The following is an 11,299-nucleotide window of genomic DNA, read 5'->3' on the forward strand; positions in this document are numbered from 1 at the left end:
GGGGTTCCTGCATCTCATCCATTCCGCGCATCGCATCCACTGCCAAAGATCATGAACACGATATCCATAACGCCTGTCCCTCAAACCCCGTTTACACGGGACCCAAATTCAACAGCCTGCTAGGGCGGCACAAATCGGATGTGGCATGAGCAACAGCGTCTGCGCGCGCTGAATCCGCAGCCCGCACAGATAGCGGTACGGTGACGATCCGTATTGCTGGCGAAACACGGTCGCGAAGCGCGAGACGCTAAGCGCGGACAGCGCGGCAAGTTGAGTGAGCGTCACCGGTTCGTCGAAATGGGCTTCGATGAAAGCGCTCGCGGCATTGAGGCTGATGGACTGTTTCATGACGTCACGATGGTCGACCGGCCAGCCGTTTGCTCCTTGAAACGACGGATGGAAAACGCGTCGAGGGGAATGGCCGTACTGCCCGTATCGACGAGTTCCGCCATCGTTTCGCCGACGCCCGGACCGATCTGAAAACCCGAGCCGCTGAAGCCGAACGCGTAGAACAAACCGTCGACCTGACTGCTCGGACCGATCACCGGCTCGCCGTCGGGCAGATAGCCTTCCACCCCGCTCCACACGCGAATCACGTGCAGCGGCGCCAACGCGGGCACGAGCCGGCGCATCTGCGCCAGTTGCCGCACGGTGTTGATGGGCAACACCGAGGCGCGGCTCGTCACGGCATCGGCCGGACCGGCAGGACCGCCGCCGACGATGATGTTGCCGCGCGGAATCTGGCGGAAATAAATGCTCTCCTCCTTGATCGACGTGAACACACCCATCGACAACCTGAACACGTACGGCACCGGCTCAGTCACGCACATTTGCGGTCCGCGCGCGGTGATGGGCGCCGTTTCGCCGAACTGTTCGGTAAGACGCGTTGCCCACGCGCCGGCGCAGATCACGAGTTGCGCGGCCCAATACACGTCGCCGCGCGCGCTTTCTACCCGAAACCGCCCGCCATCTTTTTCCACGCGCACGATCTTCGTGTCCTCGATCACCTGAGCGCCGAGCCGCGCCGCCGCGCGGCCGAACGCGGGCGCGGCAAGGCGTGGATTGGCGTGGCCGTCGAGCGGCGAGATCGAGGCCGCCAGCACCTCGCAGCCGAGAAACGGAAAGCGCCTGAACATCGCTTCGCCGTGCAGCACTTCGAGTTCGAGACCATAGGCGCGCGCGTCGATGGCGTACTGATCGAAATTCTCGACGTCCTTCTGGTGATAGCACACGCGCGTGTGGCCCGACGCCAGAAACTCGATGTCCTCGCCGAGCAACTCCGCCGAGCGTTGCCACGTACGCAGCGCGCGGTTCGCCATTGCCAGTTGCGGCAATGCGCGGCCTTGCCGCCGGATGCCGCCGTAGTTCACGCCGCTCGCCTGCTGTCCGGTGAGTCCGCGTTCGAGCAGGATGACGGAGCGGTTGCGCTGGCGCAGGAAGAACGCTGTCGTGGTGCCCATGATGCCGCCGCCGATCACGATCACATCGGCTTCGTTGCGGGTCGTCGCGCTCATTCGCTCACCTCGTCGCGCATCTCTTCGGTGAGCGCCACGGGCAGCGGCTTGACTGGCGCCTGGCCGCGCAGCCGCCCGACCGACGACAACGGCACGCAAGCCGCCGCCGCGATGATTTCCGCGCCGGCGTGGCCGCAATAGCGCCCCTGGCAGCGGCCCATGCCGACGCGCGAAAACGCCTTCGCGCGATTGGCTTCCTGCGCGCCGGTCGCTCGCACCACGCGGCGCAATTCGCCCGCCGTGATCGCTTCGCAGCGGCAGACGATGGTCTCGTCAGGCAGCGACGCGGCGAATCTCGCTGGCCATGGAAAGGCTTCGCGCAAGCCCGCGGCAAAACGCGTGAAGCGCGCGAGTTCGGCGCGCAGGCGCTCCCGCTCCGCCCCTTCGACCCGCATGCCATGATCGTGCATCGCCGCGAGCGCCGCGAGGCGGCCCGAGCGTTCGGCGGCGTCCGCGCCGCGCACCCGCGCGCCGTCGCCCGCCAGATAGACGCCCTTGATGCTGCTACGGCCGTCGGCGTCGATTTGCGGCAGCCACTGTTGCGTGTTCTCGTCGAACGAAAAACGACAGCCGGCAAGGTCCGCGAGTTGTGTCTCGGGCCGCAGGTGATAACCGAGCGCGACGGCATCGCACGCGAACTCGAGAGGCGCGCCGCCGGGCAGCGCAACCTCGACGCCGCTCACGCCGTCTTGCGGAGAACCCTTGATCTCGATGGGTTGCACGCCGCGATGAACCGGCACGCGTGCTTTGGCCAGCACACGCGTCAACGCGATGCCTTTTCTGAGCGCGGCGGGAATCGCCAGCAGCCCGGGCAGCGCGGCAACGCGCTGCATGAACGTCGACGTATCCAGCACCGCGGCCACCTGCGCGCCCGCTTTCACGTACTGCGCGGCCACGAGGTACAGCAGCGGACCGCTGCCCATCATCACGATGCGCGAGCCGATCGCGCAGCCTTGCGATTTCAGCGCGACCTGCGCCCCGCCCAGGCTGTACGTGCCGGCCAGGTGCCAGCCCTTGACCGGCATCAGCCGGTCCGTCGCGCCGCTGCAGACGATCAGCGCGTCGAACGCGAGCGTGTGATACCGCGTCCCGCTCACCAGGTGCGCGGTGTTCGGCGAGATGTTCCAGACCAGCGTTTCCGGCAGATAGTCGATCCGGTTCTTCAACACATCGAAGCTTTGATGCAGCGACGCGGCACGCGCCGCCTCGGTGCCATAGAGCGTCTCGTAGCTGCGCGAAAACCCTTCCGGCTGCCGTCGATAAATCTGCCCGCCGTCACGCCGCCCTTCGTCGACCACGACAGGCCGCAGTCCCGCTTCGACGAGCGCCTGCGCAGCGCGCACGCCCGCCGGCCCGGCCCCGATGATGACTACGCGCGGGGCCATACACCCTCCGCGGCTTCCGCCAGCTTCGTGACGATCGACATGCCCGGCATCGCCGGCGTGCTGCAGGCGCGAACCCGCTCGCCTTGCGCGGTCCAGACCCAGCAGTCCTGGCAGGCGCCCATCAGACAGAAACCGGCGCGCCGGCCGTCGCCGAATTCGGAGTCGCGCAAGGCCGTCACACCGGTCAGCAGCGCGACCATCAGCGTGTCGCCTTCGGCGGCCTCGCGCACGACGCCGTCCACGATGATGGGAAAGGTCTTGCGGCCCGTTTCCGCTAGCCGCACAAATCGCTGGTTCATGCCGGGATCGTCTCCAGGGCTTGCAAACGGCTGAGCTCGGCGGCCGAATGGTGGCAAAGAATCTCAGCGCCGGAAGGTAGCTTTCTGAGCGACGGCGGCGTCGTGTTGCACAACCCGTCGATGCGCACCGGGCAACGCGCGCGGAACGAGCACAACGCGGGGACAGCGGCGCTTTCGCCCATCGCCGGTAGTGCGCAGGCAGCGACATGGCGACGCCCATCGAGCCAGCCCGGTTTCAACGCAGGCACCGAATCCACCAGCAGACCCGTGTACGGATGATAGGGTGGCGCGGCGAGCACTTCGCGCTGCCCGGCTTCCACGCGACGCCCCGCGTACAGCACGATCACTTCGTCGCAGATGGCGCGTACGGTTGAGATGTCGTGACTGATGAACATGTATGACACGGCCAGCTCGCGCCGCAATTCCGCTAGCAGGTCGAGGATCGCCGCGCCGACCACCGTATCGAGCGCGGACGTCACTTCGTCGCAGAGAATCAGAGCCGGGTCGGCTGCAAGCGCGCGCGCCAGGTTCACACGCTGCTTCTGACCGCCCGACAGTCCGGCCGGCGTGCGCGTGGCGATCGAGGCGGGCAGCTTCACCAGATCGAGCAGTTCCAGCATGCGTTTCTTCGCGGCAGCACCACGCAGATGGTGATAGAACGCGAGCGGCCGGCCGAGAATATCCGCGATCGAATGACTCGGGTTCAGCGCCGTGTCGGCGTTCTGGAACACGATCTGGATCTGCCGGTACTGCTCGGGCGTGCGGCGCGACATCTGCGCGGGCAACGGCTCACCGTTGAACAGCACCTCGCCGCGTGTACGGTCGACGAGACCCGCCACCACGCGCGCGAGCGTGGTCTTGCCGGAACCCGATTCGCCGATCACGCCGAGCGCGCTGCCGCGAGGAATGGAGAGGCCTACGTCGTCGAGCACACACACAGCGGGTACGCCGGAACGGTCGATACGGCCATAGCCCGCGGCCAGCCCCCGAATTTCGAGCACCGGCGGAACGTGGTCGCCGGCCTGCTGTGGCATTTTAGACGACACCTCCGGGTGGCGCGTCGCGGCGAGCAACTGGCGTGTGTAGGCATCGACGGGTGCATCGAGCACCTGCGCGACCGCGCCGTTCTCCTTCACCGCGCCGCCGTTCAGCACCACGATGCGGTCCGCCATCTGCGCGACCACCGCCAGATCGTGCGACACGTACACGGCGGTTGTGCCGAGTTCGCGGATCACTTTCTTGAAGGCCGCGAGCACTTCGATCTGCGTGGTCACGTCGAGCGCGGTAGTCGGTTCGTCGAACACGACGACAGCCGGATCGGTGATCAACGCCATCGCGGCCATCAGGCGCTGCAACTGGCCGCCGGACACCTGATGCGGATAACGGTCGCCGATCGTATCCGGCGCGGGCAGCGCAAGCGCGCGAAACAGGCCAACCGCTTTGGCGCGCGCGACCTCTTTCGTCATCAACTGATGCAAGAGCGCCGGCTCCGTCACCTGATCCATGATCGTGCGCGCCGGATTGAAACCCGCCGCAGCGCTTTGCGCGACATACGCGACGGTACGCGCGCGCAAAGCGCGGCGTCCTTTGGCATCGAGCGACAACACATCGACCTCTCCGATCCGTACCGAGCCGCCGCTGATCGAACAGCCCGCCCGCGCATAGCCGAGCAACGACAATGCAATGGTCGTCTTGCCCGAACCCGACTCGCCGATCAGCGCCAGCACCTCACCCTTCTTCACCGAAAAGTCGACACCCTTGACGATCTCGGTTACCGACCCCGGCGCCGCACCCGCGGTAACCCGCAGCCCCTTCACTTCGATCATGTCCCGCTCAGCACGATCAGCCATCATGCACCTCCATGGCTGTGGCGGCGACGCCGCAGGTTGTCGATCAGCAGATTCATGCCGATGGTTAGCGTCGCAATCGCGACGGCCGGCATCAGCACAGCAGGCGCGCCTTCCGACAGACCGCCGATGTTTTCGCGCACAAGTGAACCCCAGTCCGCGTTCGGCGGCTGCACGCCAAGGCCGAGGAAACTCAGACCGCTCAGCAGCAGAACGATAAACACGAAGCGCAGGCCAAAATCGGCAAGCATCGGATGGATCATGTTCGGCAGCACCTCGACCCGCGCAATATAGAAAATGCCTTCGCCGCGTGCTCTGGCCACCTGCACATATTCGAGGCCCATCAGATTCACCGCGAGCGAACGCGAAATGCGGAACGCGCCGGGGATGTAGGCCAAAGCGGCCACCGTCGTCAGCATCGGAATCGACGAACCGAACGCGGCGATCACGACGAGCGCAAGCACCTTGCTCGGGATCGAAATCAGCGCGTCGAACAGACGGCTCAGGATTTCGTCGACCCAGCGGCCCGACACCGCCGCGAGCAGTCCGAAGAACGTGCCGATTACGCTGGCGAGCACCGCCGCGGCGAGCGCGAGGCCGACCGTGTAGCGCGCGCCGTAGAGGATCCGGCTCAACATATCGCGGCCGAGGTAGTCGGTGCCGAGCGGATACGCCGCGCTATAGCTGCCGAAAATTTCCGTCGAGGTCAGCGCGCCACCTTTGTACGGCGCGACCAGCGGCCCGATGAACGCGACCAGCAGCCAGATGGCCACCATCAGCAGGCCGATCAGACCAAGTATGGAGAAACGGTGCACAAGGTGTTTGAGCATGCCGTGTTTCGGCGTCACCGCTTCCACAGGCGCGGGCTCGACGACCACTTCGTCGTGGCACACGTCGTACAGCTCTGTGGTGGCGTGAGGAACGTGGTGAGGATTGGTAGGTTGGCTCATCATCGACGCAGCCTCGGGTTGGACAGGATTTGACACAGGTCGGCGATTAACACCAACGCGAGATACGCCGCGCAGAACACCATCACGCAGCCCTGCACGAGCGGCATGTCGCGGTTGGTGACGGCATCCACCATCAGGCTCGCGAGGCCGGGATAGTTGAAGATCGATTCCACGATCACCACGCCGCCGAACAGATACGACAGGCTCAATGCCACCGCATTGGCAATCGGTCCGATGGTGTTGGGCAACACATGCCGCAGCACCACGCGCGCCGGCGAGGCGCCCTTGAGCACGGCCATTTCCACGTATGACGAATTGAGCTGATCGAGCACCGCGGCGCGCGTCATGCGTGCCATCTGCGCGACGAGCACGCAGCACAGCGTCATCACCGGCATCGCGTAGACGCGCAGCAGCGCACCGAACGAATGGACCTCCGAGAGATACGACAGCGCCGGCAGCCAGCGCAGCTTGACGGCGAAGATCAGCACGGCAATGGTAGCGATCAGAAACTCGGGCACGGCGACCGTGGAGAGCGTCAGCACGTTGAGCGTGCGGTCGAGCAGCGAGCCGCGGAACATCGCCGATGAAATACCGATCAACAGCGCCACCGGCACCGAGACCAGCGCCGTCAGACCGGCCAGTACCAGGGAGTTCGGCAAGCGCGTCGCGATCAGCTCGCTGACGGGGAGATTGTTCGACAGCGACGTGCCGAAGCTGCCGCTGACGATATGAAAGAGCCACTCGAAGTAGCGTTGCAGCGCGGGCTGGTCAAGGCCGAACTGATGCCGCAATGCCGCGACGGCCTCCGGGGTTGCCGCCTGGCCGAGCGCCTGTTGCGCGGCATCGCCGGGAAGCAGTCCCGTGATGCCGAACACAACCGCTGAGACCAGCAGCAGCGTGAGCAGCGCGAGGCCGAGGCGCGCGACGATGAGTCGTTGCGCATGGGTTTTCATCGAAAGTCTCCTCCTGTGTCGACCAGAGTTAGCGCTTTAGCGCTTACTCTGGTCCCATGCAAAGCATTACTCTGGTCCCATACAACATCGTTGCGGTTAATCCAGTTCGTCAGCCTGGAACCCCTTCCTTCATTCACCTCAAGCCTCCAGCCAGACGTTTTCCGCGAACATGAAGCCCATCAGGCCGGCCAGCGGAATCGAGCCAAGTCCCTTGAGCTTATTGGTATGGGCGTCGAGCGAACTCTGGAACATCGGAATCCCGATGCCGCCGGTTTCATGCACCAGCACCTGCATATCGCCGTAGATCTTCTTGCGCTTCGCGTCATCCGGCTCGCCGCGCGCCGCAACCAGCATCTGGTCGAACTTCGGGCTCTTCCAGTTCGCTTCGTTCCACGGTGCGTCGGACTTGAAGAACTGGGTGAAGATCACGTCGGCGCTCGGACGCGCGTTGACATTGCCGAAACCCAGCGGATGCTTCATCCAGTGATTCGACCAGTAGCCGTCCGCTGGGACGCGGCTTACCTGCAGGTTGAGGCCCGCCTGCGGCGCAACCTGCTGAAGCAGCATCGCCATTTCGACCGAACCGTCCGCGGCCGGCGACGCGAAGATCTGCAGCGGCGCGCTGCCGAGCTTGGCCTTCTGAAAATAAAACTTCGCCTTGTCAGGATCGAATGCGCGCTGTGGGAGACCCGCGAGATAGTACTTATTCGTCGGGTCAATCGGCTGATCGTTGCCGATTGCGCCGTAGCCCTGGAAGATCGCCCGGCGCATCTGCTCGCGGTCCTGCAGGTACATCATGCCGCGCCGGAAATCGTCGTTGCCGGTAATGCCGGCTTCGTCGCGAACAATCAGGTCGGTGTACTGGCCGGTCTTCGTCTCCAGCACGGAGAAGCCGCCGGCGCCCTTGATCTGCGTGGTCGAACGTGGGTGCACCGCGTTGATCAGCTGCACGTCGCCCGAGAGCAGCGCGTTCACACGCGCCGATTCGTCGCCAATGCCGACCAGTTCGATTTCGTCCAGATGCGGCATGCCCGGCTTCCAGTACTTCTCGTTTTTGACGCCAACGGTGCGCACGCCCGGCGAGAATTCCTTGACCTTGAATGGGCCGGTGCCGATTGCGGTTTTGAAATCCCTGGTGCCGTCCTTGATGATCTGGAAATGCGAGGTGGCCAGAATCACCGGCAGATCGGCGTTCGGACCTTCGAGCGTGATCGTCACTTCGTTCGGGCCGGTCGCTTTCACTTCCTTGATCTGCTCGGCCAGCGTCTTCGCCTTCGAGGCGGTGGCTGGATCCTTGTGGCGCATGATCGAATACACCACGTCCGCCGGCGCGAGCGCCTTGCCGTCGTGGAACTGCACGCCCGTGCGCAGCTTGACGACCCACACCGTCGCATCTTTCGTATCCAGCGAGGTGGCGAGCGCCATCTTCGCGCCGAGATGCGAATCGAGTTCGGTCAGGCAGTTGTAGAACATGAAGCCGCGGACATAGTCGGTGGCAAGCGCGCCCTTGGCCGGATCGAGCGTGTCCGCGGCCGAAGCGGACTGCGTCGCCACCCGGATCTTGCCGCCCTGCTTCGGCTTCGCCTGGGCGAATGCCGCGCCGCTCGCGCTCAGAAGACCGGCGCCCGTCACCGACATCATCCCGGCCGCGGCCATCGCGCGCAGCACGTCGCGCCGCGAGGCGCCCCTGGCCGTCAATTGCTCCAACCCGTGACCGGGTTCAGAGGCGCCGTGCTGTGAATATTTCTTATTCATCGTATGTCTCCGCGAGAGTGGCAGTTGTGATGGCTGCGTGAGGTTGACTAATGCCTACAAAACGCCAGTACAACAACAGGACTTCAATAGAAGATGTCTTTGATACGGTAATACGTTCCCACGAGCGGCAGGAACCAGGGCTTCCCGGTGTGGCCTGGAATGGCCGGCCACTCGGACTCGCCCCACGGGTTGCTGTCGTCGCGGCCATCCATCACGTCGGCCATCACCTGACCCATATGCGTCGACATCTGCGTGCCGTGGCCGCTGTAGCCCATCGAAAAATAGATGCCGTCGTGCTGCCCGGCATGCGGCAGACGGTCGGCGCTGATGTCCACCAGACCGCCCCAGCAATAGTCGATGCGGGCGTTGGCCAGCATCGGGAACATCCCGGCGAGGCCTTGCTGCAGGATGCGTCCGCTCTTCGCATCGGACGGCCGTTCGGACGCCGTGAAACGCGCCCGGCCGCCGAACAGCAAACGCGAATCGGGTGTCACGCGGAAGTAGTTGTGCATCAAACGCGTGGTGGTGTACGCGCGCCGGTTCGGAAATACTTGCGCCAGCAACTGCGGCGACACGGGCTCCGTCACCACGATGAACGAACCGACCGGCGCGAGACGCCGCCGGTACCAGCCGAACGGACCGTGGCGCGACGGGCCGGTCGCGATCAGCACCTGCTTCGCGCGCACTTCGCCGCGCGCCGAGGTGACGCGATAGCCACCGCCGTCCTTCACGATAGCGGTAACTGCCGCGTTTTCGTACAGCTTGGCGCCGCGGCGCACCGCGGCCTCCGCGAGACCGACGACGAACTTGCCCATATGCATCTGGCCGCCGTGCCGGTGCAGCAATCCGCCGTAAAAACTGTCCGACTGGATTTCGCTGCGAATCCGCTCACGGCCGATCAGTTCGATATCCGTATCGACTTCACGCCGGATCAGCTCTGCCGTCTTCTCCAGATGCGCCAGGTGGTGCGGCTTCGACGCGAGCTTCAGCTTGCCGGTCGCGATGTAATTGCAGTCGATGTTTTCCTCGCGGATCAGACGTTCGACGGTGTCGACCGCATCCGCATACGCCCGATAACAGGCGCTCGCCCGCTCCACACCGAGTTGCGCGACCAGTGCGACGAAATCCTGCGCGACACCGGTATTGACCTGACCGCCGTTGCGCCCGGACGCGCCGCCGCCGATGCGCCCGGCGTCGACCACCGTCACCGACGCGCCGCGCTTGCCGAATGCCTGCGCCGCCGACAGCCCGGTGAAGCCGCCGCCGATCACGACGACATCGGTCTGACCTTCAACCGGACCCTCGCACGCCGAGAGCAATGGCGGTGCAGTGTCGAGCCAATAGGAATCGAGCTTCATCGGGTTTGTCCTTGAGAGGGGCAATGAGCGAGGGGGCTGGCTGTCTTCAGCGTAGGCAAGCGGCGCCTACAGACCAAGTTCCGAGGCCAGATGCGGAATGTCGTTGACTTCGTAGTACTGGTAGTACGGGGTCGAAGGCTCGTGGCCGCGGTTGACGAATGCCTTGTGCTTGACTCCCATGTCATGCACGGTCATCAGGTCGTAGCGCAGGCTCGACGACACGTGCAGCACGTCTTCCGGATTGCAGTTCAGCTGGTCGAACATATATTCGAAGCCCTGCATGCGCGGCTTGTACGACTGCGCCTGCTGGGCGGTGAAAACCGCATGAAACGGCGCGCCGAGCTTGTCGACGTTGCGCTGGATCTGGTCGTTCGATGCATTCGACAGGATCACCAGCTTGTACTTCTTCGCGAGGCGCGACACACCTTCCGGCACGTCCGGGTGCGGCCCCCAGGTTGGCACCGCTTCATAGATGCTCTCGGCACCCGCTTCGTTGAACTCGACGTTCATGCGCTTGCAGGCGCGGCGCAACGCGTTGACCACCACGTCGCGATACGGCTTCCAGGCGCCGAGCACTTCGTCGCGGCGATAGCCCGCATAGAACGCGACGAGCTTCTCCAGATCTTCGCCGTTCAGCAGATGGCCGTACTGTTCGCGCGTCATGTCGGCCATGTGGAATTTGGTGAGGGTGCCGTAGCAGTCGAAGGTGATGTATTTCGGTTCGAAGTCGATCATGGTGCAGTCCTATCGTGATGGCGAACTCGCATCGGAGTTCATTGGCGAAAACAGCGTTGCATGGGACCGGAGTAAGTGCTTTGCATGGGCCCCGACTAAGTGCTTTGCATGGGACCCGAGTAAGTGCTTTGCATGGGACCCGAGTAAGCGCTAAAGCGCTAACTCAGGTCGACAGCTAAAGCGCTAACTCAGGTCGACAGTGAAAGCTCATTCCTGTAAAAGATTTAAGCAGCGCAAAAAAATAGATGTTTCTGATTCGGGCGCTGCCGGTGACACAAACCATGCGATTTGAGGCTTCCGGCAGCACAGAATGCGGCACTCAGGTCGAATGCCTTGTCCCTGCTGGGTTTGCGGCTAGCGCCAGACGTGCCGGCGCGTTCTCAGGGCCGCAGATCGATCAGCACGCTCTTGAAGCGCAGATTCGCCTCATAGGCCTGGCGGCCGAGATCCTTGCCGATGCCCGAGCGCTTGTAGCCGCCGGTGGGGATCATGAAGTCGGAGGT

9 protein-coding genes and 1 pseudogene are annotated in these 11,299 nt (G+C 64.2%); all 10 read right to left on the reverse strand.

Annotation, left to right across the window (positions count from 1 at the left end):
• Positions 1-114: 114 nt before the first annotated feature.
• Positions 115-348 (reverse strand): annotated as a pseudogene (locus DLM46_RS38315) (AraC family transcriptional regulator); the annotation flags it as partial.
• Positions 345-1,514, reverse strand: a complete 1,170-nt coding sequence (locus DLM46_RS38320) for an NAD(P)/FAD-dependent oxidoreductase (RefSeq protein WP_115110153.1) — start codon at positions 1,512-1,514, stop codon at positions 345-347. The pseudogene DLM46_RS38315 and the gene DLM46_RS38320, both read right to left, overlap by 4 nt.
• Positions 1,511-2,899 carry an FAD/NAD(P)-dependent oxidoreductase gene (locus tag DLM46_RS38325; protein ID WP_115110156.1) on the reverse strand — a complete coding sequence of 463 codons (1,389 nt, stop codon included), beginning with the start codon at positions 2,897-2,899 and terminating at the stop codon, positions 1,511-1,513. Before DLM46_RS38325 ends, DLM46_RS38320 begins: the two co-directional genes overlap by 4 nt.
• Positions 2,884-3,198 carry a (2Fe-2S)-binding protein gene (locus DLM46_RS38330; RefSeq protein WP_115110160.1) on the reverse strand — a complete coding sequence of 105 codons (315 nt, stop codon included), beginning with the start codon at positions 3,196-3,198 and terminating at the stop codon, positions 2,884-2,886. The genes DLM46_RS38325 and DLM46_RS38330 overlap by 16 nt, the downstream gene beginning before the upstream one ends.
• Positions 3,195-5,051: an ABC transporter ATP-binding protein gene (locus tag DLM46_RS38335; protein WP_115110163.1), complete on the reverse strand. Its 1,857-nt coding sequence runs from the start codon at positions 5,049-5,051 to the stop codon at positions 3,195-3,197. The genes DLM46_RS38330 and DLM46_RS38335 overlap by 4 nt, the downstream gene beginning before the upstream one ends.
• Positions 5,048-5,998 (reverse strand): ABC transporter permease, encoded by a 951-nt coding sequence (locus DLM46_RS38340; protein WP_208866444.1) that lies wholly within the window; start codon positions 5,996-5,998, stop codon positions 5,048-5,050. Before DLM46_RS38340 ends, DLM46_RS38335 begins: the two co-directional genes overlap by 4 nt.
• Entirely contained in the window at positions 5,995-6,948 is a 954-nt protein-coding gene (locus DLM46_RS38345; RefSeq protein WP_115110166.1) for an ABC transporter permease, read from the reverse strand. The genes DLM46_RS38340 and DLM46_RS38345 overlap by 4 nt, the downstream gene beginning before the upstream one ends.
• A 138-nt stretch (positions 6,949-7,086) precedes the next feature.
• Positions 7,087-8,703, reverse strand: coding sequence for an ABC transporter substrate-binding protein (locus DLM46_RS38350; RefSeq protein WP_115110170.1), 1,617 nt, complete (start codon positions 8,701-8,703; stop codon positions 7,087-7,089).
• 83 nt (positions 8,704-8,786) lie between these two features.
• Positions 8,787-10,061, reverse strand: a complete 1,275-nt coding sequence (locus DLM46_RS38355; RefSeq protein WP_115110173.1) for an NAD(P)/FAD-dependent oxidoreductase — start codon at positions 10,059-10,061, stop codon at positions 8,787-8,789.
• Between the two features lie 66 nt (positions 10,062-10,127).
• Complete coding sequence (locus DLM46_RS38360; protein ID WP_115110176.1) at positions 10,128-10,796, reverse strand: haloacid dehalogenase type II; 669 nt, start codon at positions 10,794-10,796, stop codon at positions 10,128-10,130.
• Positions 10,797-11,299 lie beyond the last annotated feature (503 nt).

The sequence above is a fragment of the Paraburkholderia lacunae genome, assembly GCF_003353175.1.
Classification (GTDB): Bacteria; Pseudomonadota; Gammaproteobacteria; order Burkholderiales; family Burkholderiaceae; genus Paraburkholderia; species Paraburkholderia lacunae.

Coding starts and splice junctions, on each gene's coding strand:
- DLM46_RS38320 (WP_115110153.1), bottom strand. CDS start 1,514: ATGAGCGCGACGACCCGCAACGAAGCCGATGTGATCGTGATCGGCGGC.
- DLM46_RS38325 (WP_115110156.1), bottom strand. CDS start 2,899: ATGGCCCCGCGCGTAGTCATCATCGGGGCCGGGCCGGCGGGCGTGCGC.
- DLM46_RS38330 (WP_115110160.1), bottom strand. CDS start 3,198: ATGAACCAGCGATTTGTGCGGCTAGCGGAAACGGGCCGCAAGACCTTT.
- DLM46_RS38335 (WP_115110163.1), bottom strand. CDS start 5,051: ATGATGGCTGATCGTGCTGAGCGGGACATGATCGAAGTGAAGGGGCTG.
- DLM46_RS38340 (WP_208866444.1), bottom strand. CDS start 5,998: ATGATGAGCCAACCTACCAATCCTCACCACGTTCCTCACGCCACCACA.
- DLM46_RS38345 (WP_115110166.1), bottom strand. CDS start 6,948: ATGAAAACCCATGCGCAACGACTCATCGTCGCGCGCCTCGGCCTCGCG.
- DLM46_RS38350 (WP_115110170.1), bottom strand. CDS start 8,703: ATGAATAAGAAATATTCACAGCACGGCGCCTCTGAACCCGGTCACGGG.
- DLM46_RS38355 (WP_115110173.1), bottom strand. CDS start 10,061: ATGAAGCTCGATTCCTATTGGCTCGACACTGCACCGCCATTGCTCTCG.
- DLM46_RS38360 (WP_115110176.1), bottom strand. CDS start 10,796: ATGATCGACTTCGAACCGAAATACATCACCTTCGACTGCTACGGCACC.